Here is a 22,597-nt window from a genome sequence, read left to right on the forward strand (position 1 = left end):
GCCTCAACTCCGCCCTTTGCCGCGCAGCCAGAACGGGCCGACGAGGTTCAGGGCAAGGATTCGCAGGATGTGGTGGGCGCCGACAAAGGCTGGCTCGAGATTGAGGACCAGCGCCATTGCCGCCATCGCCTCGACGCCACCGGGCGCGAGGGCCAGCCACAACTGGCCGAAAGGCAGGCCCAGAAGCCAGGCGCCAAGCGTGGCGAAAACGGCTGATACGAACAGCGCCAGCAGGATGCTGACCGAGGCGCCGGGCAGGGTGCGCATGACGGTTGTCATGGTGGTGCCGCGAAAGCGCGCGCCGATGACCGCGCCGGTGGCAACGAAGCCGAGGATCACCAGCGCCGGCGGAAAGCGGCCATGCACCAGCCCGGTCGCATGCAGCGCGGTACTGGTGACCATGGCCCCAAGGAAGGTGCCGGCGGGGACCTTCAGCCGGTTCAGGACCAGCGCCAGCACAGCGCTGGCCAGAAACACGGCAATCGCCTCGATGGCACTGTTCACTTCGGGCAGGTCTGCAAGGCTGCCGGGCACCGCGCCGCCATTGGCCAGCGACAGGATCGGCGGCATCAGCGCAACAAGGGTAAAGACCCGCAGACTCTGGGCAAGGATCACCCGTGGCAGGTCGGCATCGCTTTCGGCGGCGATGATGGCGACCGAGGAGAAGGCGCCGGGCATCGAGGCAAAGCGGGCAGTCGTCCGGTCCCAGCCATGGACCCGCTGCAGATAGGTGCTGGAGACGAGGACCGTTGCCGCGATGGAGATGAAGAGCAGCAGGATGCTGCCGGGCCAGGCCCGCAATTCGCCGATGATCCCGGGCGTGACGCTGGAGCCGATGGAGATCCCCAGCAGCAGGAAGGCCACCTCGCGCAGCCGGTTCGGCAGTCCGACCGGCAGATCGGCAATGGCCGCCACCCCGACGGCGATCATCGCCCCCATCAGCCAGGCGGCGGGGAGGCCGATGGCCGTGGCTGTGGCACCGCCGGCAAGGGCCAGCAGGGCCGTGGCGACGGCCCAGATGACGCCGCGCGGGAATTTGGAAATGGGCATCACCGGCTGCGACTCTGCTGCGACTTGCACAAACTGCATGTGCGGCGGGCGGCGGGCCGGGTCAAGCCAAAGGTGCAATTGCCCCGGGGGCGCGCAGCTCTCAGCCCAGCCCGGCGATTTCCGCCGCGCTCAAGCCCGCCTCAGCCAGAACCTCGCCGGTATGGCCGCCGAGCCGGGGAACCGGGCGATGGACGGCGCAGGGCGTGCTGCCCAGCTTGATCGGGAAGCCCAGCACCTTCAGCGCCGGGCCATCCTGCACCGGCGTCTCGATCACCATCTGTTGCGCCGCGATCTGCGGATCGGCAAAGACCTGCGCCAGATCCTGCACCAGCCCGCAGGGCACGCCGGCGGCGTTCAGCACGCCCAGCCAATGCGCCTGCGTATTGCCGGCCATGCGGCTGTCGATCAGGCTGCGTAGCTCCTCTCGTGCGGCCATGCGCTTGGGATTGCAGTCATAGCGCGGGTCGGTCATGACCCAGCCCAGATCCAGCCGGTCCAGAAAGCGCTGCAGGATCTGGTCATGGGAATTGGCGACCGCGATCTGCCCGTCCGAACAGCGGAAGAGGCCATAGGGATAGACCAGCGGGTGATCGTTGCCGGTGCGCTGCGGCAGCTCGTTCGTGGCAAAATATTCCGACGACAGATAGGCCATCAGGCTCAACAGCCCGTTCACCATCGCCACCTCGACCGTCTGCCCCTCGCCGGTCCGCTCGCGTCCCTGCACGGCGGCAAGAATGCCGACCGCCGCATAGATGCCGGCCACCAGATCGCTGACCGGCGGGGCCGCGCGCATCGGCGGGCCGTCGGCCGCGCCGTTCACGCCCATGAAGCCGCTCATGGCCTGCGCGATGAAGTCGAAGGCCGGGCGGTCGACATAGGGGCCCTGACTGCCATAGCCGTTCACGCTGGCCACGATCAGCCGTGGGTTCATCGCCTTCAACGTCTCGGCGCTCAGCCCGAGCTTCTCCAGCGTGCCGGGGCGGAAATTCTCGACCAGCACATCGGCATCCGCCAGCAGCCGGTGCAGCGCCGCCTTGCCCGCCGGGCTGTAGAGGTCCAGCACCACCGACCGCTTGTTGCGGTTGAAGCCGGCGAAATAGCCGGAATGGCCTTCGGTCATGGTGCCCTGCGCGCGCACAGGATCGCCCTTCGGCGGCTCGATCTTGATGACATCGGCCCCCAGATCGCCAAGGATCATGGTGCAGAAGGGGCCGGACAGCACCCTTGTCAGGTCGATGATGCGCAGCCCGTCCAACGGGCCTTTCAGCGGTTCAGCCATTGGCGGTCCTCACGCTGTCCATGGATGCGGTCTTGAGGCGCGGCCCGGCCTTCATGATCTGCCCCGGCAATTCGCGGCCGACGAGATGTTCGGCCAGCGCGGCGGCCTCGATCAGCCGGTCCAGATCGGTGCCGGTCTCGACCCCGCTCTCCTGCAGCAGATAGGCCAGATCCTCGGTCGGGACATTGCCGGTGGCGCGCGGCACGAAGGGACAGCCGCCAAGCCCGGCGATGCTCGATTCGTAGTGCCGCACGCCCTGGCTCAGCCCGGCATAGGCGCAGGCCAGCCCGACGCCGCGGGTATTGTGGAAATGCAGCGCGATCTCGACGCCCGGCACGGCCTCGGCCAGCGCCTGAACCCAGTCGATGACCAGCGCCGGCGTTGCCATGCCGGTGGTGTCGCCAAGAGTGATATGGGTCATGCCCAGATCGCGATAGGCCTTGGCCTGATCCAGAACGGCGGACAGCGCCACATCGCCTTCGAACGGGCAGCCGAAGGCGGTGGCGATGGCGCCCTGCAGCGCCGTGCCGCTGCCCTCGGCCAGCCGGGCAATCTCGGCGAAACCGGCCAGCGATTCGGCGCGGCTGCGGTTCACGTTCTTGCGGTTGTGGCTTTCCGAGGCCGAGGCGAACAGCACCATCGCATCCACCCCGGCCTCGATCGCCGCCGACGCGCCGCGCAGGTTCGGGACCAGCGCGGTCAGGTGGGCGTCGTCGCGGTCGCGAAAGGCGGCCATCACCTCGGCGGCATCACGCATCTGCGGCACGGCGCGGGAAGAGACGAAAGAGGTGATCTCGAAGCGCCGCAGCCCGGCATCCAGCAGCGACTGGATCAGCGCGATCTTCCGCACGGTCGGGACGAATTCCGCCTCGGACTGCAAGCCGTCGCGCGGCCCGACCTCGGTGATGACGGCAGTTTTGGGAAAGCCCGCGATCCTCTGGCCCATTTGGTCCTCCTCCCTCGTGGCGGCAAACGGCGTTGCAATTGGATGCCGGATTGGTATACCGATGTGGTGGGAGGCGTCAATGATCGCAGAGACAGCGCATCAGACCGAAGAGCGGGACCTGCTGTCCCGGCTGCGCTTTGCCATCCTGTCGCTGGATCTGGTGCCCGGCGAGGCGATCAGCGAGCGTGCGCTGGAACAGCAGTTCGAGGTCTCGCGCACGCCGATCCGCGAGGCGCTGCTGCATCTCTTGCGCGACGGGCTGGTGGTGCGGGACGGGCGCAGCTATGCCATCGCGCCTTTCGACATCGCCGAGATCGACGAGGTGTTTGCCTTCCGCGACATCATCGAACCCGAGGCCGTGCGGCTGGCCGCCAAGCTCGCCCGGCCCGACGAGATCGCTGCCATCCGCAGCAGCATCAACCTGAGCCATGACGAGTTCACCCCGGAACGCTGGCTGGAGATGGGGTTGGATTTCCACGTCCGCTGCGCGCAGCTGTCGCGCAACCGCTGTCTGGTAACGGCGATGCAGGATGTGACCCTGCGCACGCTCCGGGCGCGCTGGCTATCCTTCGCCTCGGAGGAGGGGCGGAAGACGACGCATCGCGAGCACACAGAAATTCTGGACCTGATCGAGGCCGGTGATGCCGAGGGGGCGGCAAGGGCGGTGCTGGCCCATTCGGCGGCGGTTCGGCGCGAGGTTCTGCAAGCCATTGAAAACGCAAGGCGCTTTATCGGTCGCCGCGGCGTGGTGTGAATTGGACGCAAGATTCATCAAGGGAGGATAGGATGATCTCGACATTGAACGGCTTGCGCGTGGCAGGTCTGGCGGCGGCTTTGCTGGTCGCTGTCCCCGCAGGTGCCGCCGAATGCATTGCGCCGGCTGATCCCGGCGGAGGCTGGGATTTCACCTGCCGCGAGGTGGGCCGGCTTTTGTCCGAGGAGAAGCTGGTCGAGGGCAATGTGCAGGTGACGAACATGCCGGGCGGCGTAGGGGCGGTCGCCTATGCCAATGTCGCCGGCAAGCGCGCCGATGATCCCGAATTGCTGGTCGCCACCTCGACCGTCGGCATTACCCAGATCGCGCAGGGCAAATACCCCGCCGGCACCGATGCGATGCGCTGGCTCGCCATGCTCGGCGCCGATGTGGGGGTGATCGCGGTGGCCAAGGACAGCGAGATCCAGAGCCTCGACGACCTGATGGCGCGGCTGAAGGAAGACCCGACCTCGGTGGTCACTTCGGGCTCGTCGGGTGCGGGCGGCTGGGATCACATCCGCCTTCTTCTCTTGGCTCAGGCCGGCGGGGTCGAGGGGCTGGACAAGATCCGCTGGGTTCAGTTCGACGGCGGCAGCCCGGCGGTGACGCAGATGATGGGCGGACAGGTCGGGCTGGTCTCGACTGATCTGGGCGAGATCAAGGGCTTCGTCGAATCGGGCGACATCCGGGTTCTGGCGGCGCTGTCGGACGAGCCGATTTCGGCCTTTCCCGACCTGCCCACCGCCAAGTCGCAGGGTTATGACGTGACCGGCTATAACTGGCGCGGCTTCTATACCGGCGGCGGCGTCAGCGATGAGGATTACGCCGCCTGGGTCGAGAAGCTGAAGACGCTCTATGACAGCCCCGCCTGGCAGGAGACGGCGAAGGCCAGCGGGCTGGAGCCGATCTGGCGTGGTGGTGAGGAATTCGCCGCCTATGTCACCGAGCAGGAACAGCAGATGGCCGAGATCTCGCGCCAGATCGGCGTCATCCAGTGACCGACCGGCTGGCCGGGCTGTTCTTCCTTCTGCTGGCAACCGGCTATGTCTGGTTGTCGGCAGGATATACCGCAGGCTTCGGCGACCCGCTGGGGCCTGCGATCTTTCCGCGCGTGATCGGCATCCCGGCCATCCTTCTGGGCCTCACGCTGATGATCTGGCCGCAGCACAGCGCGGACTGGGCGGGAAGCGCCGGACTGATCCGTCAGGCGACAGCCATTGCCCTGCTTCTGGGTTACGCGCTGCTGCTGGAGCCTCTGGGCTTCGTGCCGACCAGCTTTGCCGCGATCCTTGGGCTAGGCCTGCTGATGGGTGCACCGCCGGTCGGTGGGTTCCTCACGGCGGCGCTCGCGGCGCCCGGGCTCTACATCCTGTTCGACCGGCTGATGGGCTTGCCCCTGCCGCTTCTGGGCACATGGTTTGGCTGACATGGACATTCTTTCGCAACTCTGGGGCGGGTTCGCCGTCGCCGCGCTGCCGATCAACCTGGCGCTGATCGTCGCCGGCTGCTTTGCCGGCACGCTCATCGGCGCGCTGCCGGGGCTTGGCCCGGTGAATGGCGTGGCGATCCTGATCCCGCTGACCTTCGCCTTCGGGCTTGATGCCACGTCCTCGATGATCCTGCTCTCCGCCGTCTATTACGGCTGCATGTATGGCGGGCGCATCTCCGCGATCCTTCTCAACATCCCGGGTGACGAGCCGGCGATCATGACGACGCTCGACGGCTATCCGATGGCGAAGAAGGGGCAGGCGGCGGATGCGCTGGCGATCTCGGGCGTGGCCTCGTTCATCGGCGCGACGCTGGCGACCATCGGGCTGACCCTCTTCGCACCGCTGCTGGCCAAGGCCGCGATCTATTTCGGGCCGGCGGATTACTTCGCGCTTTACGTCATGGCCTTCGCCACCATCGGCGGTATCACCGGCACCGACCCGAGGAAGACGCTGCTGGCGGCGCTGCTGGGGCTGATGCTGGGCACGGTGGGGCTGGACCCCTCGACCGGCGTGGCGCGCTATACCTTTGGCAGCTTCAACCTTTACGACGGCTTCGATCCCATCGTCGCGCTGGTGGGCCTCTTCGCCATTTCCGAGATCCTGTTCTTCCTCGAGGAAAAGGCCCATGGCGGTGGGCTGGTGCCGCCGGGCCGGGTGTTCCCGCGCCTGACCCGGGTGAAGGAGGGGCTGGGCGCCAGCCTGCGCGGATCGATCATCGGCTTCATCGCCGGCATCCTGCCAGGGGCGGGGGCTTCGCTGGGGGCGGTCATGTCCTACAGCTTCGAGAAGAGGTTGAGCGACAAGGGCACGTTCGGCACCGGCGATCCGCGTGGTGTGGCCGCGCCCGAGGCTGGCAACAACGCGGCCAGCGGTGGTGCGCTGATCCCGATGCTGACACTTGGCGTGCCGGGATCGGGGACGACGGCGGTGATGCTGGCGATGCTGATCTCGCTGAACATCCAGCCCGGGCCGCTTCTCTTCGAGCGCAGCCCGGACCTGGTCTGGGGGCTGGTTGCCGCGCTCTATCTGGCGAATTTCGTGCTGCTGATCCTGAACCTGCCGCTGATCGGGCTTTTCACCCGCGTCCTTGGAATGCCTGCCTGGATCCTGATGCCGCTGGTGGTGGCAATCAGCTATCTGGGCGTCTACGCCATCACCCATGCGGCCTTCGACCTCTTGGTGATGGTTGGCTTCGGCATCCTCGGCTTCGTGCTGCGCAAGCTCGATTTCTCGCTGGTGCCGGTGGTCCTGGGCCTGCTGCTGGGCATGGACATGGAGAACAACCTGCGCCGCGCGCTGTCGATTTCGGGCGGGGATTTCATGGTGCTGTTCCAGAGCCCGATTGCCATCGGGCTCTACGCCGTGACGGCGGCTTTCCTCTGTTTCTCGCTTTGGCTGACGCGCCGGAGCAAGGAGCCAGAGATGCCGGTCAGCGAAGACTGAGGCTCAGCCGGCCAGTGGCCGGCTGTCCTTCAAAGCCTTGATGGCATGGGACAGGCCCGCCGCCAGCGGCAGCAGATCGGCCTGCAAGGCGTGGTAGATGTCGGGCTTGCCGGCGAATTGCGCCTTGGCCGGCTGGTCCTCATCATCCAGTTCGGGAATCCAGCCGCCGCGCGCATGGTCGATCAGATGCCGGTCGGCGAAGGTCCAGCAGCGGCGATACCAGTCCTCGTCGCCCGGCTGAGGATCGAGCTTCTGGAAGGCCGCCAGCGCCCCGATGGCCTCGGTCACAGGCCACCAGTAACGCGCCCGCCGCGCCACCGTGCCATCCGGTGCCAGCGTATAGACAAACCCGCCGCGCAGCTCGTCCCAGGCATCGTCCAGCGCCTGCTGCACCAGCTTACGCGCCCGCGCGGGCGCACCGTCATCGGGGCGGCCCGACAGATCCCAGAGCTGCAATTGCAGCCGGCCCATCTCGAAGGAATGGCCGGGGGTCGAGCCGGCGGGGCGGAACATCGGGTTGCCCTCGTAATCGCGGTCGATCTGCCAGTCCTCGGTGTAATGCTCGGGGATGCGCCAGCCGTTCTCGGGCGCGATGCGGCCAAGGAAGAAGTCGAAGATCCGCCGGGCGCGATCCAGATACAGCGCCTCGCCCGTCGCCTCATGCGCGGCCAGCAGCGCCTCGACCCCGTGCATGTTGGCGTTCATGCCGCGATAGGTCGAGAAGGCCTGCCAGTCGCGGGTGAACTCGTCGCGGAACAGCCCCATCTGATCGTCCCAGTAATGGCGGTCCAATACCTCCGAGGCATCGGCCAGCAGCCGGTCGGCATCGGGATGCCCGGCCAGCTTGGCGGTCGAGGCGGCGAGCAGCACGAAGACATGACCATAGGCGAGCTTCACCCCATCGGCCACGCCTTCGCTGTCGACCGACCAGACATAGCCGCCATGCTGGCTGTCGCGGTGCCGGGTCCAGAGATCGGACATGCCACGGTCGATGATGCCCGCGTGATCCGGTCGTCCGGCGATCTGCGCGAGGCCATAGCTGTGAACAAGGCGCGTGGTCGTGTGCAGTTCCTGCGGACCGGGCAGGGGGCCGCCGGCATAGTCGAGCACCGCCAGACCGCCCGCGCGCCCAAGGCTCGCATCGAAGAAATCAAGCTGGCGCCGGGCATCGGCAACCAGATAGGCGCGGTGCGCCGGATCATCCAGCCATGGACCAGTTTCGGACGAGGCGAGCGGTTGCGACATGATGGTTCCCCCAGGGCGATGCCGCCACCCTACCGGCAGCCGCGCAGTGTTTGAATAGGGTCTGAACCGGGTGGTGCCGCCCTATTGCCGGGCCAGCCACTCGGTCACGGTGCGGCGCAGGTTGGTCTGGCCGGCGTTCCGCGCCTCATCGATCACCGATTTAAGATCAGCGATGGAGACCTGCCGGATCAGATGCTTGACCGGACCAATCGAGGCCGGGCGCATCGACAGCCGCCGCACGCCAAGCGCGGCAAAGGTCAGCGCCTCGACCGGGCGGCCGGCATCCTCGCCGCAGAAGGACAGGGCGACCCGCGCATCGTCGCAGCGCTGCACGATCTGCTCGATGAAGTTCAGGAAGGACGTGTTCATCGTGTCGTATCGCCGGCGCACCCGCTCGTTCTCGCGGTCGGCAGCGAAGAAGAACTGCTTCAGGTCATTGCCGCCGATCGAGATGAAATCGCACATCTCGTAGAAGCGCTTGGGCGCATAGACCATCGACGGCGTTTCCAGCATGGCGCCCACGCGGATGTCGCTTGGCATGGCGTGGCCAAGGCGTTTCTCGCGCGCCAGCTCCTCCATCAGGATCTTGTAGGCGGCCTCGTACTCGGTGATGTCGGCGATGAACGGGAACATCACGTAAAGCGGCCGGCCAACGGCGGCGCGGATCAGGGCCTGCAGCTGCATCCGCAGCACGCCACGCTTGTCCAGACCCACGCGGATCGCCCGCCAGCCCATGGCCGGGTTCGGCTCGTCCTGCGGCTTCATATAGGGCAGCACCTTGTCCGAGCCGATATCCAGCGTGCGGAACATGACGATCTTGCCCTTGGCGCTGTCCAACACATGGGCATAGATCGCCGCCAGCTCTGCCCGCCGCGGCACCTTGCTGCGCGTGAGGAACTGCAATTCTGTGCGGAAGAGGCCCACCCCCTCGGCGCCGGAATTTTCCAGCGAAGGCAGGTCGGCCATCAGCCCGGCATTCATGTAGAGATGAATGGTGGTGCCGCAGATGCCGGTGGCGGGCAAGTTGCGCAGGCTGGCATATCGGCCCTGTGCCTCGGCCTGCATCGCCATCTTGTCGCGGAAGGCGGCGGCCACGGTGTCCTCGGGGCGCAGATGCACCACGCCCTGATCGCCATCGACCAGGATCGGATCGCCGTTCAGCGCCTCGCTGGTGATGCGGGCGGCGTGGATCACCAGTGGAATCGCCAGCGCCCGGGCGACGATGGCGGCATGGCTGCCGACCGAGCCTTCTTCCAGCACCACGCCCTTCAACCGGCGGCCATAATCCAGCAGCTCCGCCGGACCGATGTTGCGGGCGATCAGCACCGGGTTCTCCGGCAGTTCGGCCCCGGTATCGTTGCCCTGTCCGGTCAGGATGCGCAGCAGCCGGTTCGACAGGTCGTCCAGATCGTGCAACCGGTCGCGCAGATAGGGATCGGCGGCCCGTTCCAGCCGGGCGCGGGCCAGCGACTGTTCCTTCTCGACAGCGGCTTCGGCGGACAGGCCGCGACGGATGTCCTCTTCCATCCGCGCCAGCCAGCTGCGCGAATGGGCAAACAGGCGATAGGCCTCCAGCACCTGCACATGGTCGCTGTCGGCTTCGGCCTCGGTCTCTGCCAACAGCTTGTCGACCCGCTCGCGCAGCTTCTCGATCCCGTCATTCAGCCGGGCGGATTCGGTCTCGGGATCGTCGCCGACCGGGTTGGCGATGACGACGCGCGGCTCGTGCAGCCAGACCCGGCCCTCGGCGGCACCTTCCTGCCCGGTGGCACCCCGGAACATGACAGGGAAGCGGTGTTCCAGCGGCAGGGCATCGGTCTGGCTGCCCTGAAAGGCGCCCAGCTCGGTCATCTCGGCGAGCACCATCGCCACGACCTCGAGGCCATAGATGTCGTCTTCCGAAAACAGACGCGCCTCGCGCGACTGCACCACCAGCACGCCCAGTTTCTCGCCGACGCGCTGGATCGGCACGCCGAGGAAGCTGGGAAAGATCTCCTCGCCGGTTTCCGGCATGAAGCGGAAGCCCGGCTCGGCGGGGGCATTGGCGGTGTTGATGTTGCGGCCGGTGCGGGCGACGCGGCCGACCAGGCCCTCGCCAAGCCGCAGCCGGGTCTTGTGGACGGATTCGGGCTTCAGCCCCTCGGTCGCGCACAGTTCCAGCGTGTCACCGTCGCGGAACAGGTAGATCGAGCAGACCTGCGTGCCCATCGAATCGGCGATGTCATGGGTGATGCTGTCCAGGCGGTCCTGACTGCCGCCGGCCGAGCCCAATGTATCGCGCAGCCGCCTGAGCAGCTTGCGTGAATCACTGTCCTTGCGGTGCGGCATCATCCCCCCAGAACGGTCCGGCCTGACGCGGGGGCAGGTGCGGGCCCTGCCTCAGTTACGCTCGGTCAGGCTTTCTCCAACTCGAACGCATCATGCAGGGCCTGCACGGCGAGTTCCATATATTTGCGATCGATCAGCACCGAGATCTTGATCTCGCTCGTCGAGATGACCTTGATGTTGATATTTTCATCAGCCAGAGCCTTGAACATGCGGGCGGCGACGCCGGTATGGCTGCGCATCCCGATGCCGACGACGCTGACCTTGGCCACGTCGATATCCACGACCAGCTCGTCATAGCTGATGATGCCCGACTGACGCGCCTGCTCCATCGCGCGCTTGGCACGCTCGACCTGGTTCACCGGGACCGAGAAGGTCATATCGGTGACCGAGCCCGGATGGTCCTCGTAGTCCTTTTCCGAGATGTTCTGGACGATCATGTCCACGTTCACGCCGGCCTCGGCCAGCGGCGCGAAGATCGCGGCGGAAATGCCCGGCCGGTCCTCGACCGTCACCAGCGTGATCTTGGCTTCGTCGCGCGAATAGGCGACGCCATTGACGACTTTCGATTCCATGATCTCATCCTCATCGCAGACCAGCGTGCCAGAGTTCTCGTCGGTATCCTCGAACGAGGATAGCACCCTCAGCCGCACTTTATAGCGCATTGCCAGCTCGACCGAGCGGGTCTGAAGCACCTTCGCCCCGAGACTGGCCAGTTCCAGCATCTCCTCGAAGGCGATCTTGCCCAGCTTGCGGGCTTTCGAGGTGATGCGGGGGTCGGTGGTATAGATGCCGTCGACATCGGTGTAGATGTCGCAGCGTTCGGCGCCGAAGGCGGCGGCGAAGGCGACGGCGGTGGTATCCGAGCCGCCTCGGCCAAGCGTGGTCACGCGGCCATCGGGGCCGATGCCCTGAAAGCCGGCGACGACGGCGACCTTGAAGCCTTCGGCGAATTTCTGGTCGATGTTCTTGCGCGGAATGTCCACGAAGCGGGCCGAGGAATGCTGGGCCGTCGTGTTGATCGGCACCTGCCAGCCCTGCCAGCTGCGCGCCGGCACGTCCATTTCCTGCAGGGTCAGGGCCATCAGCCCTGCGGTGATGTTCTCGCCGGAACTGACCACAGCGTCATATTCGCGGGCGTCGAACAGGGGCGAGGTCGCCTCGACCCAGCCCACCAGCTCGTTGGTCTTGCCCGACATGGCGCTGACAATGACAATCACGTCATAGCCACGCTCCACCTCACGCTTGACCTTTTCGGCAGCGTTCTTGATGCGGGCAAGGTCGGCCACCGAGGTGCCGCCGAATTTCATGACCAGAAGCGGCATTTCATGCCTCCAGCGCAGGGTTCAAATCATCCGCGCGGCTTTTATGGGCGGGGGCCGGAAAGGGCAAGGGGCAAAGGGTGCGACATAAGCCCGATGCCCCTCTGCCGTCGCGTGGTTCAGAACGGGATCGGCGTTCCGTCATAGGACTGGAAGATGCCGGTGGTCTGCGGCGAAAGCTCGTCAAACCGCGCCACCAGCCCATCGACCGCCTGATCCACGGTGATATCCGCGCCCGAGCCGCCCATGTCGGTCTGCACCCAGCCCGGATGATAGATACCCACCGGAATTTCCAGATCCTTGGCAAGGTTGCGGCCCAGGTTCAGCAGCGCCGCCTTGCTGGAGCGATAGATATAGGCCCCGCCCGGCGCGCGCGCATCCGAGGCCATGGCCGAGCTGATCAGCGCGATCTTGCCCTTGCCGCGCGTCAGCGCCGGCAGGCAGGCGCGGATGGTCAGGAAAGCGCCGGTGACATTCGTGGCATAGGCCTCGGCCCAGATCGTGGGCTCCAGATCCTCCAGCGTGCGGCCCTTGTCGCTGTAGATGCCGGCATTGCAGACGAGCAGCGACAGGTCGGTCGTCGCCAGCCGGTCAGTCAATGCCGCGAACTCCTCGGGCCGGGTGACATCCAGCGGCCAGAGGCCGTTTGCGGACTTGCGGGCGGTGCCGATGGCGGTTTCGCCACGGGCGGCATAGGCGGACACAAGCGCAGCACCAATCCCGCGATTGGCGCCGGTAATCAGAACGGTCATTCAGTTGGCTTTCTGTTTCGGGATGAAGGGCAGGGGGGCGATGGGCACGCCATCCTCGATCAGCTTGCGCGCCTCTTCGGGGCGGGCCTCGCCATGGATCGAACGGGTTTCGCTACGGCCCTCATGCATGGCGCGGGCCTCGTCGGCAAAGCGCAGGCCGACATAATCCGAAGTGGTTTCTACATGCTCGCGCAGCTTGGCCAGCATCGCTTCGCGCTCGCCCTGCGGCTGGTTCAGGCTCGGCACGGTCGCGCCGCCCTTGCGCTCTGCCGGGACGGCGGGTGCCATCAGCGCCTTGCTGACATCGCTGCCGCCACAGAGGGTGCAATTGACCTGACCGGCAGCGCGCAGCGTCTCGAACCCCTCGGACGAGCGAAACCAGCCCTCGAAGTCATGGCCTTCCTTGCAGCGCAGGGCATAGCGGATCATGCGATCAATCCTTACCTTTCCCGCAATATATCGGAAGTCGCGCCGGGTTTCACAAGATTGCCGATGAGATCGAGCAGCGGGGCCGGATCACCGGCACGCTCGGCCAGCACCCGCCGCGCCGCTTGACCCATGTCCCGCGCGGCAGCGGGATCGGCCAGCAGACCGGCCAGCGCGGCGGGCAGGCTCGATGCATCGATGCGCCGCGCCGCACCGGCCTGATCCAGTGCGGCATAGGCATCGGAAAAATTCGCCACATGCGGCCCGTGCAGGATGACCGCAGCATGGGCTGCGGGTTCCCAAGGCGTATGGCCGCCATGATCGACCAGCGAGCCGCCGGTGATGCAGATGCCCGCGCGGTCATACCAGAGCGGCATTTCGCCCAGGGTATCGGCCAGCAGCAGCGGGTGATCCTCAGCCCCCGCGCTGCGCCGACTGAACGCCAGCCCGCGCGTGACCAGCGTCGCCGCCAGTTGATCAGCCCGGTCGGGATGGCGCAGCGCCAAAATGAGCCGGCAACCGGGTATTCCTTCCCGCGCCGCCAGCCAAGCGTCTAGGATCGGCTCATCCTCGCCGGGATGGGTCGAGGCGGCCAGCACCGTCCGGTCGCGATCCGTCGAGGGGGCAGGCGGCATAACCCGCGAGGGCGCCAGCAACTTTAAATCCAGCCTTGGCTGGACCGCCTGCAGCGGCAGGCCAAGCGTCCGCAACCGCGCCTCGCTGCCCGCATCCTGCGCCGAGAGTGCCGCGACGTTTTTCAGAACCGGACCGATCAGCCCCGGCAGGCGCGACCAGCGCCGGGCGGAACGCTCCGACATGCGCGCGCCGACGATCACATGCGGAATGCCGCGCTCGGCCAGCAACCGGGCGCGCGTCGGCCACAGCTCGGCCTCCACCGTCACCGCCACCTTTGGCCGCACCGCATCCAGAAACCGCCCCAGCGTTCCCGGCAGGTCCAGCGGCGCCAGCACCGCCGGCCAGCCGCGCGAGCGCGCGCGTTCCAGCCCGGTTTCGCTGTTCGTGGTGATCAGCACCGAATGCCGCGCGGCCAGCGCCTCGATCAGCACCGAAGCCGAATTCAGCTCGCCCACCGAAGCCGCATGGACCCAGATTTCGGCCTGCGCAGGTAACACGTCCGGCATCATACGTGCGCGCAGCCGCGCCGCACCGCCAAACAACAGGCGGCCATGCAGAACCGTCTCGGCAAGGCGGGTCGTGGCAGAGAAGATCATCGGGTCAGGATCATGGAACGGCCGGGGTCAGGCGGTGTTGCGCTGGCCCGAGGCAAGGCCGAGATCATCGAAGGTGGAGGTGGGTACCGGAATCGAACCGGTCTTCACGGATTTGCAATCCGGTGCGTAACCTCTCCGCCAACCCACCGTCCTTCGATCGGGCAGGGGATACTGGATCGCCGCGCACCTTGCAAGCCGCGATTGAGTGCGTTGCCCCCCCGCGCCTTTCATGCCAATAAGGTATCCAGACTGAGGGCCGATAGGTAATTTTCGCCATGCCAGATTTCGCTGTTCATCGCACAATGATGGTCGACACCCAGGTTCGGCCGAACGATGTGACAAAGTATCCGCTGATCGAGGCGATGCTGACGGTCCCGCGCGAGGAATTCGTGCCTGATGCGCGCCGCAGCGTGGCCTATTCGGGCGAGAACCTGCCCATCGGTCCTGACCGCGTGCTGCTGGAGCCGCGGACGCTGGCCAAGATGATCGACGCGCTGGACATCGTGCCAAGCGACCTGGTGCTCGATCTGGGTTGCGGCTTTGGCTATTCGGCTGCGGTTCTGGCGCAGATGGCCGAGGCCGTGGTTGCCGTCGAGGAGGACGAGGAATTCGTCCGCGAGGCCGAGGGGCGCATTCTCGCCGCCGGCATCGACAATGTCGTGGTGCTGCGCAATCCGCTGAGCGCCGGATACGAGAAACAGGGCCCCTATGACGCCATTCTGGTCAGCGGCGGCTCGGTCGAGGAGGTGCCCGCGATGCTGGCCGACCAGTTGAAAGAGGGCGGCCGCATTGTCGCGCTGTTCCGCGAGGGCAATCTGGGCGTCGTGCGCAGCGGGCTGAAGGTCAATGGCCGGATCAACTGGCGCTATGCCTTCAATGCCCATGCGCCGCTTCTGTCGGGCTTCGCGCTGACCCGGGGGTTCGCGCTATGATCGGGCGGGGGATGCGCCGGCTGGCCACCGCGACCGCGCTGAGCCTGCTGACCGCCCTGCCGGTTGCGGCCGAGTCTCTGGCAGATGCCATGGTCGCCGCCTATCGCAAATCGCCCCTGATGGACCAGAACCGCGCCGTGTTGCGCGCCGCCGACGAGGACGTGGCGCAGGCCGTGTCGACGCTGCGTCCGGTCGTGGGCTGGGCCGCCTCGCATACGCTCAGCAGCGGTGGCGTCAACGTCACCTCGCTCAGCCTGACAGCGCAGATGACGCTGTTCGACTGGGGCCGCAGCCAGCTGGATATCGACCTGAAAAAGGAACTGGTCCTGGCCTCGCGCGAGAACCTGGTCCAGGTCGAACAGAACGTGCTGTTCGATGCCGTCTCGGCCTTCTTCAACGTGCGCAGCGCCTTGGAGCAGGTGGATCTGCAGAACAACTCGGTGCGCCTCTTGGGACAGGAGCGCCAGGCGGCGCAGGACCGGTTCGATGTGGGTGAGATCACCCTGACCGACGTGTCGCTGGCCAATGCCCAGCTGGCGGCGACCCGCGCCGCGCTGGCTTCGGCCGAGGGCTCGCTCGAGGTTGCGCGCGAAGGTTACCGCGCCGCCACCGGCGCGCTTCCGGGCGCGCTCAGCGCCCCGCCGCCCTTGCCGAAACGTCCGGAATCGCTGGATGCGGCGCGGGCCATCGGTCAGCGCAACCATCCGGCGATGAAGCAGGCCCAGCATCAGGCCGCTGCCTCGGAGATCGGCGTCGCTGCCGCCAAGGCCGAACGCAATCCGACGCTGAGCGCCGAGGCGCGCGTCGGCGTGAACCGCTCTCCCTCGGTGCTCAGCGGCGACCAGGAGATCAGCCGCGACGCACAGGTCGGGCTGACCATGTCGCAGACGCTCTATTCCGGTGGCCGGCTGTCCTCGGTGCTGCGCAAATCCATGGCGCAGCGCGATCAGGCGCGGGCCGGGCTTCTGAACGTGGCGCGGCAGGTGGATCTGGCCGTTGGCGAGGCCTGGGCCAATATCGACGTGGCGGGTGCGCAGATCGCGGCCATCGACGAACAGATCTCGGCGGCGCAGCAAGCCTATGATGGCGTGCGCGAGGAAGCGACGCTTGGCGCCCGCACCACGCTGGACGTGCTGGACGCCGAGCAATCGCTGCTCGAGGCGCGCACCGACAAGATCACGGCCGAGGCCAATCTCCAATTAGCCCATTATCAACTTCTGGCTGCTATGGGTCTGCTGACGGTAGAAAACCTGAAGCTAGGAATCCCGACCTATGATCCATCGGAATATTACAGCGCGGTCCGCGACGCGCCCTATACCAGTCGGCAGGGGGAAAACCTCGACCGCGTGCTGCGCGCGATCGGTCGCGGGAACTGACCTCCCCGCTGCGGGGGCGGGCCGATGAACGACATGACCCGCCCGCAGGAAGCCGCACGCCTGTCCGAAGATATCGGTGACGTGCTCAGCGCCATTCGCCGGCTGATCGCCGAGGATGAAGCCCAGGACTTTGCCCGCGACAGGCTGCTGCGACAGCAGTCGGCAGCCGAACATCCGGGCAAAGATGCAGGCGAGGACCTTGCCGAACGCTTCGGCGGCAACGCGGCCCTGGCGCGCCAGTTGGTCCGTGACGGAAAGGCCGCCGCTGACAGGGCTGCGGCAACACCCGCAGGCCCGACCTTTATCGAGCACTCGCTGACCGCACCGCGTCCGCGACTGATCGCTGATCTGCAGGTACCGCCCGCGCGTGCTGTCCATGCCGGACTTGTCGCGCGGCGTGATCCGCCCTTGCGGCACGAGTGCGGAGAAAGTCCTGCCACCAGTGCGCTGCCGCCGCTGCGCCTGGATAGGGCGGACCGGGTGGGCAGCATCCTTGCGGCGGGTCAGGACGGGGGCGATCCGGCCGACGAAATCTGGCAGGACAATTTTGCCGATCTCTATACCTTGACCCAGGATCCACTCACATCCGACCCAATGCCGGCGTCCGTTCCACACAGGACCGAGGATGACGATTTTGCCGAGGCCTTCGAAGCCAAGGCAAGGATGCGGCCCGAGGTCCTGATGCCGGTTCGCGGGGCTGCTGCCGATGATCCGACGCCGGTGGCGGAGGCCGAAGCGATTGAGGTCGAAGCCGGCGAGGATGCCGAGGTGATCGGCGCCGGGACAAGCCCGGCCGATTTCTGGGCGGCCTATCTGCTAATTGGCGACGACGTCGAGATGCAGCGTGAAGCCGAGGACGTCGCTCACCCGGTTGATCACTGGGACGATGCCGCGACGGCTGCAGCCGGCTGGACCGGAATGGCCATCCCGTCCTGCCTCAGCGAGGATCCGTTCGCTGAAGGTCTCGGCGATCCTGCCGAGGTTGAGGCTGAGGCCGAGGGCGAGGCGGCGCAGCCTGCCGATGGCAGTCACACCCACCTCGCTACGTCGCCCAACGAGGTCGAGACCGCTCGTGCAACCGGTCCGGATAGCATTCGCGGCTCTGATCCTTCCGCGCTTCCCGCCGATGACGACCAGCTGCGCGACCTGATCCGCGAGATGATCCAGGAAGAGCTGCATGGCGAACTCGGCCAGCGGTTCTCGCGCAACCTGCGCGCGGTGATCCGCCGCGAAGTGGCCGCCGCGATCGATGAGCATCTGGAGCGGTTCTGAGGTTCAGTGTCGTTGAAATTTCGAACGGCCGCCCGGTCATGGGCGGCCGTTCCGCATTCGCGGGCAATGCCTCAGGCACGGAGCACCCCCGAAATCAGCGCAGGAAGTCCTCGGGATCGACGCTGTCGAAGCCGCGCCGGACCTCGAAATGCAGGATCCCCGAGCTGTTCGAGGTGCCAAGCGATTGCCCGGCACTGACCTTGGCGCCCTTGGACACGGCCAGATTGTCGAGCCCCGCATAGACCGTCATCAGGTTGCCGTCATGGCGGACGACCACGATGGGCACGCCATCGGTGTCGCGGGTGATCGCTGCGACCGCGCCGCCACCGGCCGCCTTGACCGAGGTGCCGACCGGGGCCGAGATGTCGATCCCCTCATTGCGGCCTTTCTGATAGGTCCGTACGATCGATCCCGAGACCGGCATCTGGAACTTTCCGCCGCCCGAGCTTGCCGTCCGCGTCGCGCCCAGATCCGGTGCGGCGGGCTTCTCGACTGGCTTCGAGGCGGGTTCGGTCTTCTCGGTCGGCAAAGGTTCTGCCGACGAGGGCGGGCGCGGGGTCGGGCTGCCCTCGCCCGGCACCGTGACGGCTGCCTGCTTCGTCGCGGGGCTCTGGCCAGCCACCGGGATCAACAGGCGCTGACCAACGCGCAGGGTCATGTTCTCGGGCAGGCCGTTCCACTTGGCCAGATCGGCCACCGAGACATCGTATTTCCGGGCAATCGACCAGGCCGTCTCGCCCGAGGCCACCTGGTGCTGCTTCGGCTGCGGCCCGGCGGCGGGTGCTGCAGGTTTCGCAGCGGTCGCCTCGGCAGCCGGTGTCTCCGGCTTGGCCGTGCCCTGGCCGGCAAAGGGATCGCTGACCTGTCCGGTATTGCTGAAGATGCCGCGCCCCGCCACCGGCGTGCCGGGTGCCACCTTGCGGGGCAGGGCGACAATTGCCCCGGCGGTCAGCGGCGCCGTGGCGTCGATGGCATTGTGCCGCGCCAGCTCGCCCGCGTTCAGCCCCAGCCGCGCCGCGATGGTCGTGACGGTGTCGCCCTGCCGCGCCACCGCGACCTGGTAATCCGGATAGCTGATCAGCCCGCGCGAATCCGGCTGCGGGCGCGGCTGCGCCACCGAGGCCGCCTGCGCCGTGTCCAGCGAGCCGCGCATCAACCCGCGAAGGTCGGGATCAAAGCTGCCGTTCTGCCCGCAGGAGGCCAGGAACAGCGCGGCCGCTGCGGCGCATGTGGGTCGAATAAATCTGCTCGTTGTCATCTTGCCTGTCTTCCTGCCTTGAGGCGACCACCGGCACGGGGGTCATGTCTGACCCAACCCCTCGACCAATGGCACGAACCGCACCTGCCGCAGCTCGTCATAGGCGAAACCGCTTTCCGACCGCGTCACGCGGATCAGCGTCTGCACCGCGTCCGACTGCCCGACAGGCACGACCATGATACCGCCGATCTTCAACTGGGCCAAGAGCGGGCCGGGCGGGTCTTCCGCAGCGGCAGTCACCAGTATGCGATCAAAGGGCGCCTGATCGGGCAATCCGCGCGAGCCGTCGGCCACCTGCGCGGTGATGTTGTAAAGGCCCAACCTCTGGAACATCGCCTCGGCCTCGATCACCAGCCGGCGGTGACGGTCGACGGTATAGACCCGCCGGCAGAGGCCCGACAGGATCGCCGCCTGGTAGCCCGAGCCGGTGCCGATCTCCAGCACCGTGTCGCGCGGGCCGGGGTTCAGCGCCTGCGTCATCAGCCCGACGACCGAGGGTTGGCTGATGGTCTGGCCGCAGGGGATCGGCAGCGGCGTATCCTCGTAGGATCGGTCCGAGAATTGCCCGCGCACGAAATGCCCCCGGTCGATCCGCTCCATCGCGGCCAGCACCCGCGGGTCGGTCACGCCGCGCGAGCGCAGCTGGAACAGAAAGCGCATCTGCCGTTCGGCAGGGCTGTCGGGTTCGTCGCTCATCCCTCGTCCAGGGCTTGGGCCAGTCCCGCAAGCGAGGCGTGGCAGGTGAGATCGGGTCGCATCGGCGTGACGGTGATGAAGCCGTCGAGGTTGGCGGCAACATCGCTGCCGGGCGTGGCCTCGGCATCCTGCGCCCCGCCCGAGATCCACAGGTAGCGCCGGCCGTTCGGCGCCACGAAGGGCCGCATCCCGAACCGCTCGCCGCCGCGCCGGCCCTGCGGTGCGACGCGCAGGCCGCGCGCCTCGGATGCCGCGACCGGCGGGAAGTTCACGTTGTAGAAGAGGCGGAAGTCATCGCCGGCGGTCCAGTCGCCGTGCTGCAACAACTGACGCACGGTCTTTGCGCCGAGACGCCGGGCGCAGTCGAAAGGGTCATCCAGCCCGGCCGTCCCGCGCCCCAGATATTGCGACAGGGCGATGGCCGGCAGACCCTGAAGCGCAGCCTCCATGGCGCCGCCGATGGTGCCCGAATACATCGCGTTCTCACCGGCATTGTTGCCGCGGTTGACGCCGGACAGCACCAGGTCGGGCGGGGTGTCGACCATCACGTCGAACAGCGCCGCCAGCACGCAGTCGGCCGGGCTGCCCTCGGCGGCAAAGCGGCGCGGGCCAAGCTGGGCCAGCATGGTCGGGTGGGCATAGCTGATGCAATGGCCGACGCCCGATTGCTCGAAGGCCGGTGCGACCGTCCAGACCTCGCCATCGGGGCCGGCGATCTCGGCCGCGATTTCGGCCAGAACCTCAAGCCCCGGCGCGTTGATCCCGTCATCATTGGTGATAAGGATGCGCATGCCCGCTCCGCTGATCCCGTCCCTTTCTGATTAGCCGCGCACGCGTCGCGCTTCAACCCGCGTTGACTGCAGGAGAAAAGCCTATTCCCGATTTGACGGCATCGGGACATATGGGCAGGATAAGCCGGCAAGTTACGGGCAGCGCATGCAGATCTACCTTCCCATCGCCGAGGTCGTGGTCAATCCCTTCACCCTGGTCGCCCTGGGCGGGATCGTCGGGCTGATGAGCGGCCTCTTTGGCGTGGGCGGCGGCTTCCTGATCACGCCGCTCTTGTTCTTCATCGGTATTCCGCCCCCGATCGCGGTGGCGACCGGGGCCAATCAGGTCGTGGCCTCGTCCGTCAGCGGGGTTCTGGCGCATGTGAAGCGCAAGACTGTCGATTTCCGCATGGGCCTCGTGCTGCTGGTCGGTGGGCTGGTGGGGTCCTGGCTGGGGGTCATGGTCTTCAACATCCTGCAGCGGCTGGGTCAGGTCGATCTGGCGGTGCAGCTTTGTTATGTCGTGTTCCTTGGCCTGATCGGGCTGATGATGCTGCAGGAAAGCCTGCGCGCGCTCAGCCGCTCGCGCCAGGCCTCGGCGCCCCGGCGGCGGCTGCACGAGCATATGTGGGTGCATCGCTGGCCGCTGAAGATGAAGTTCCGCAGTTCGGGCCTCTATATCAGCGTCATCCCGCCCCTGCTGGTCGGGCTGGCCGTCGGTGTGCTGGCGGCGATCATGGGGGTGGGCGGCGGCTTCATCATGGTGCCGGCGATGATCTATCTGCTGGGGATGCCGACCAAGGTGGTCATCGGCACCTCGCTTTTCCAGATCACCTTCGTCACCGCCTTCACCACGCTGATGCACGCGGTCAGCTACAACACCGTCGATGTCATGCTGGCGCTGCTGTTGATCCTTGGCGGCGTGGTCGGCGCGCAGATCGGCACCACGCTTGGGGCGAAGCTGCGGGCCGAGCAGCTGCGCATTCTGCTGGCGCTTCTGGTGCTGGCGGTCTGCGGCAAGCTGGCGCTGGATCTGTTCCTGACCCCGGATGACCTCTATTCGATCGCTTCGGGGGCGCGGTGATGGTGCGGTGGAAGCCCCTTGGCCTCGGCATCGCGGCGCTGGCGCTTCTGGCGGTGGTCACGCTGGCCGCCGCACAGATGGCCGGACCGACGCCCGAGGAGCAGGCGGCCGAGGCCGAGGCGCAAAGCGAAGCGGCCCGTGCCACGCCCGACAGCGAGCCTGCCGATTTCCCGCTCTATCCCGACCCGGGCCGCCCCCGCGAGGTGGTCCCCGAGAACGAGGCCGAGGCGCCCGAGAAGGTGGTGGCGGGCCTCTCCAGCGATGCGGTGTCGATCACCACGAATTTCGACGGCTCGGACATTCTGATCTACGGCGCGGTCAAACGCGAGACGCCGATCCCCAAGGATGCGCCGCTGCAGGTCATCGTCACCGTCGAGGGGCCGGCGCAGCCGCTGACCGTCTGGCGCAAGGAGCGCAAGCTGGGCATCTGGATCAATGCCGAGCGGGTCAGGATCGGTGCCGCGCCCGGATTCTATGCCGTGGCGACGACCGGGCCCTTGGACCAGATCCTGCTGCCCGAATGGGATGAGCGCTTCCGCATCTCGATCCCGCTGGCGATGCGCGCCTTTGCCGGCCCGGTCGAGGTCAGCGACACGGTGCCCTTCACCCAGGCGCTGATCCGCCTGCGCGAGCAGAGTGGGCTTTACCGGCTGGATCAGGGCAGCGTGACATTGACCGAGGAGACCCTGTTTCGCGCCAATATCCAGCTTCCGGCCAACCTGATCGAGGGCGATTACAAGACCCGCATCTTCCTGCTGCGCGACGGGCAGGTGGTCGATGTCTACCGCGCGCCCATCGAGGTGCGGAAGGTGGGGCTGGAACGCTGGCTCTACCGCCTCGCCTTCGACTGGCCGTTCATCTACGGGCTGATGTCGCTGGCGGTGGCGGTGATCGCCGGCTGGGGCGCCTCGACCGCCTTCCGGCTGCTGCGCCGGGGGTAGGTCC

Annotated in this window: 21 protein-coding genes and 1 tRNA gene; 9 read left to right on the top strand and 13 right to left on the bottom strand. The window is 66.9% G+C overall.

Annotated elements, in window-relative coordinates; all coding sequences use genetic code 11:
- Positions 1 to 3: 3 nt before the first annotated feature.
- The 3 genes from Q1A36_RS11800 to Q1A36_RS11810 form a co-directional block, all read right to left on the bottom strand.
- Positions 4 to 1,050 (bottom strand): AbrB family transcriptional regulator, encoded by a 1,047-nt coding sequence (locus tag Q1A36_RS11800; protein WP_299843968.1) that lies wholly within the window; start codon positions 1,048 to 1,050, stop codon positions 4 to 6.
- Between the two features lie 100 nt (positions 1,051 to 1,150).
- Positions 1,151 to 2,329 (bottom strand): CoA transferase, encoded by a 1,179-nt coding sequence (locus Q1A36_RS11805; RefSeq protein ID WP_299843971.1) that lies wholly within the window; start codon positions 2,327 to 2,329, stop codon positions 1,151 to 1,153.
- Positions 2,322 to 3,275, bottom strand: a complete 954-nt coding sequence (locus Q1A36_RS11810) for a hydroxymethylglutaryl-CoA lyase (protein ID WP_299843973.1) — start codon at positions 3,273 to 3,275, stop codon at positions 2,322 to 2,324. Before Q1A36_RS11810 ends, Q1A36_RS11805 begins: the two co-directional genes overlap by 8 nt.
- Positions 3,276 to 3,354: 79 nt before the next feature.
- Between Q1A36_RS11810 and Q1A36_RS11815 the strand changes: the two genes are divergently transcribed.
- Genes Q1A36_RS11815 through Q1A36_RS11830 form a run of 4 tightly spaced genes read left to right on the top strand, consistent with a single transcriptional unit; the run spans position 3,355 to position 6,962 of the window.
- Positions 3,355 to 4,029, top strand: a complete 675-nt coding sequence (locus tag Q1A36_RS11815; RefSeq protein ID WP_299843976.1) for a GntR family transcriptional regulator — start codon at positions 3,355 to 3,357, stop codon at positions 4,027 to 4,029.
- A gap of 32 nt (positions 4,030 to 4,061) precedes the next feature.
- Complete coding sequence (locus Q1A36_RS11820; RefSeq protein ID WP_299843979.1) at positions 4,062 to 5,027, top strand: tripartite tricarboxylate transporter substrate-binding protein; 966 nt, start codon at positions 4,062 to 4,064, stop codon at positions 5,025 to 5,027.
- Entirely contained in the window at positions 5,024 to 5,455 is a 432-nt protein-coding gene (locus tag Q1A36_RS11825) for a tripartite tricarboxylate transporter TctB family protein (RefSeq protein WP_299843982.1), read from the top strand. Before Q1A36_RS11820 ends, Q1A36_RS11825 begins: the two co-directional genes overlap by 4 nt.
- A gap of 1 nt (position 5,456) precedes the next feature.
- Positions 5,457 to 6,962: a tripartite tricarboxylate transporter permease gene (locus Q1A36_RS11830; protein ID WP_299843985.1), complete on the top strand. Its 1,506-nt coding sequence runs from the start codon at positions 5,457 to 5,459 to the stop codon at positions 6,960 to 6,962.
- 3 nt (positions 6,963 to 6,965) lie between these two features.
- Here Q1A36_RS11830 and Q1A36_RS11835 read toward each other — a convergent pair whose 3' ends face one another.
- The 7 genes from Q1A36_RS11835 to Q1A36_RS11865 form a co-directional block, all read right to left on the bottom strand.
- Complete coding sequence (locus Q1A36_RS11835; RefSeq protein ID WP_299843988.1) at positions 6,966 to 8,207, bottom strand: AGE family epimerase/isomerase; 1,242 nt, start codon at positions 8,205 to 8,207, stop codon at positions 6,966 to 6,968.
- Between the two features lie 81 nt (positions 8,208 to 8,288).
- Positions 8,289 to 10,535, bottom strand: a complete 2,247-nt coding sequence (ptsP, locus tag Q1A36_RS11840) for a phosphoenolpyruvate--protein phosphotransferase (protein WP_299843991.1) — start codon at positions 10,533 to 10,535, stop codon at positions 8,289 to 8,291.
- A 65-nt stretch (positions 10,536 to 10,600) separates the two neighbouring features.
- Positions 10,601 to 11,857 (bottom strand): aspartate kinase, encoded by a 1,257-nt coding sequence (locus Q1A36_RS11845; RefSeq protein WP_101753420.1) that lies wholly within the window; start codon positions 11,855 to 11,857, stop codon positions 10,601 to 10,603.
- 116 nt (positions 11,858 to 11,973) lie between these two features.
- The gene (locus Q1A36_RS11850; protein WP_299843995.1) at positions 11,974 to 12,606 is read right to left on the bottom strand and encodes an SDR family NAD(P)-dependent oxidoreductase; all 633 of its coding nucleotides are present in this window, start codon (positions 12,604 to 12,606) and stop codon (positions 11,974 to 11,976) included.
- Positions 12,607 to 13,035 carry a DUF1178 family protein gene (locus tag Q1A36_RS11855; protein ID WP_299843998.1) on the bottom strand — a complete coding sequence of 143 codons (429 nt, stop codon included), beginning with the start codon at positions 13,033 to 13,035 and terminating at the stop codon, positions 12,607 to 12,609.
- 11 nt (positions 13,036 to 13,046) lie between these two features.
- Positions 13,047 to 14,264 carry a glycosyltransferase N-terminal domain-containing protein gene (locus Q1A36_RS11860; protein ID WP_299844001.1) on the bottom strand — a complete coding sequence of 406 codons (1,218 nt, stop codon included), beginning with the start codon at positions 14,262 to 14,264 and terminating at the stop codon, positions 13,047 to 13,049.
- Positions 14,265 to 14,338: 74 nt separating this feature from the next.
- Positions 14,339 to 14,412 (bottom strand) — tRNA-Cys (locus Q1A36_RS11865).
- A 127-nt stretch (positions 14,413 to 14,539) separates the two neighbouring features.
- On the opposite strand from Q1A36_RS11865, the gene Q1A36_RS11870 reads away from it, so the two are divergent.
- Genes Q1A36_RS11870 through Q1A36_RS11880 form a run of 3 tightly spaced genes read left to right on the top strand, consistent with a single transcriptional unit; the run spans position 14,540 to position 17,844 of the window.
- A complete protein-coding gene (locus Q1A36_RS11870; RefSeq protein WP_101753424.1) occupies positions 14,540 to 15,196 on the top strand; it encodes a protein-L-isoaspartate O-methyltransferase in 657 nt (218 codons plus the stop codon).
- Positions 15,193 to 16,572 (top strand): TolC family outer membrane protein, encoded by a 1,380-nt coding sequence (locus Q1A36_RS11875; protein WP_299844009.1) that lies wholly within the window; start codon positions 15,193 to 15,195, stop codon positions 16,570 to 16,572. Before Q1A36_RS11870 ends, Q1A36_RS11875 begins: the two co-directional genes overlap by 4 nt.
- Positions 16,573 to 16,596: 24 nt before the next feature.
- Complete coding sequence (locus Q1A36_RS11880) at positions 16,597 to 17,844, top strand: hypothetical protein (protein WP_299844012.1); 1,248 nt, start codon at positions 16,597 to 16,599, stop codon at positions 17,842 to 17,844.
- Positions 17,845 to 17,938: 94 nt separating this feature from the next.
- Here Q1A36_RS11880 and Q1A36_RS11885 read toward each other — a convergent pair whose 3' ends face one another.
- From Q1A36_RS11885 to surE, 3 genes are read right to left on the bottom strand one after another with little or no spacing between them, the layout of a single operon-like run.
- Positions 17,939 to 19,102: a LysM peptidoglycan-binding domain-containing protein gene (locus Q1A36_RS11885; RefSeq protein ID WP_299844015.1), complete on the bottom strand. Its 1,164-nt coding sequence runs from the start codon at positions 19,100 to 19,102 to the stop codon at positions 17,939 to 17,941.
- Between the two features lie 42 nt (positions 19,103 to 19,144).
- Positions 19,145 to 19,798: a protein-L-isoaspartate(D-aspartate) O-methyltransferase gene (locus Q1A36_RS11890; protein ID WP_299844018.1), complete on the bottom strand. Its 654-nt coding sequence runs from the start codon at positions 19,796 to 19,798 to the stop codon at positions 19,145 to 19,147.
- Positions 19,795 to 20,589, bottom strand: coding sequence for a 5'/3'-nucleotidase SurE (gene surE / locus Q1A36_RS11895; protein ID WP_299844021.1), 795 nt, complete (start codon positions 20,587 to 20,589; stop codon positions 19,795 to 19,797). The genes Q1A36_RS11890 and surE overlap by 4 nt, the downstream gene beginning before the upstream one ends.
- A gap of 145 nt (positions 20,590 to 20,734) precedes the next feature.
- On the opposite strand from surE, the gene Q1A36_RS11900 reads away from it, so the two are divergent.
- Both Q1A36_RS11900 and Q1A36_RS11905 read left to right on the top strand, forming a co-directional pair.
- A complete protein-coding gene (locus Q1A36_RS11900) occupies positions 20,735 to 21,652 on the top strand; it encodes a sulfite exporter TauE/SafE family protein (RefSeq protein ID WP_299844023.1) in 918 nt (305 codons plus the stop codon).
- Between the two features lie 2 nt (positions 21,653 to 21,654).
- On the top strand, positions 21,655 to 22,593 hold the full coding sequence (locus Q1A36_RS11905; protein ID WP_299844026.1) for a TIGR02186 family protein: 939 nt from the start codon (positions 21,655 to 21,657) through the stop codon (positions 22,591 to 22,593).
- Positions 22,594 to 22,597: the final 4 nt, after the last annotated feature.

Origin of the sequence: uncultured Paracoccus sp., assembly GCF_947487305.1 — a bacterium.
Lineage (GTDB): Bacteria > Pseudomonadota > Alphaproteobacteria > Rhodobacterales > Rhodobacteraceae > Paracoccus.

Coding starts and splice junctions, on each gene's coding strand:
- Q1A36_RS11900 (WP_299844023.1), top strand. CDS start 20,735: ATGCAGATCTACCTTCCCATCGCCGAGGTCGTGGTCAATCCCTTCACC.
- Q1A36_RS11880 (WP_299844012.1), top strand. CDS start 16,597: ATGAACGACATGACCCGCCCGCAGGAAGCCGCACGCCTGTCCGAAGAT.
- Q1A36_RS11820 (WP_299843979.1), top strand. CDS start 4,062: ATGATCTCGACATTGAACGGCTTGCGCGTGGCAGGTCTGGCGGCGGCT.
- Q1A36_RS11875 (WP_299844009.1), top strand. CDS start 15,193: ATGATCGGGCGGGGGATGCGCCGGCTGGCCACCGCGACCGCGCTGAGC.
- surE (WP_299844021.1), bottom strand. CDS start 20,589: ATGCGCATCCTTATCACCAATGATGACGGGATCAACGCGCCGGGGCTT.
- Q1A36_RS11810 (WP_299843973.1), bottom strand. CDS start 3,275: ATGGGCCAGAGGATCGCGGGCTTTCCCAAAACTGCCGTCATCACCGAG.
- Q1A36_RS11815 (WP_299843976.1), top strand. CDS start 3,355: ATGATCGCAGAGACAGCGCATCAGACCGAAGAGCGGGACCTGCTGTCC.
- Q1A36_RS11860 (WP_299844001.1), bottom strand. CDS start 14,264: ATGATCTTCTCTGCCACGACCCGCCTTGCCGAGACGGTTCTGCATGGC.
- ptsP (WP_299843991.1), bottom strand. CDS start 10,535: ATGCCGCACCGCAAGGACAGTGATTCACGCAAGCTGCTCAGGCGGCTG.
- Q1A36_RS11800 (WP_299843968.1), bottom strand. CDS start 1,050: ATGCCCATTTCCAAATTCCCGCGCGGCGTCATCTGGGCCGTCGCCACG.
- Q1A36_RS11855 (WP_299843998.1), bottom strand. CDS start 13,035: ATGATCCGCTATGCCCTGCGCTGCAAGGAAGGCCATGACTTCGAGGGC.
- Q1A36_RS11845 (WP_101753420.1), bottom strand. CDS start 11,857: ATGCCGCTTCTGGTCATGAAATTCGGCGGCACCTCGGTGGCCGACCTT.
- Q1A36_RS11830 (WP_299843985.1), top strand. CDS start 5,457: ATGGACATTCTTTCGCAACTCTGGGGCGGGTTCGCCGTCGCCGCGCTG.
- Q1A36_RS11885 (WP_299844015.1), bottom strand. CDS start 19,102: ATGACAACGAGCAGATTTATTCGACCCACATGCGCCGCAGCGGCCGCG.
- Q1A36_RS11850 (WP_299843995.1), bottom strand. CDS start 12,606: ATGACCGTTCTGATTACCGGCGCCAATCGCGGGATTGGTGCTGCGCTT.
- Q1A36_RS11805 (WP_299843971.1), bottom strand. CDS start 2,329: ATGGCTGAACCGCTGAAAGGCCCGTTGGACGGGCTGCGCATCATCGAC.
- Q1A36_RS11890 (WP_299844018.1), bottom strand. CDS start 19,798: ATGAGCGACGAACCCGACAGCCCTGCCGAACGGCAGATGCGCTTTCTG.
- Q1A36_RS11870 (WP_101753424.1), top strand. CDS start 14,540: ATGCCAGATTTCGCTGTTCATCGCACAATGATGGTCGACACCCAGGTT.
- Q1A36_RS11835 (WP_299843988.1), bottom strand. CDS start 8,207: ATGTCGCAACCGCTCGCCTCGTCCGAAACTGGTCCATGGCTGGATGAT.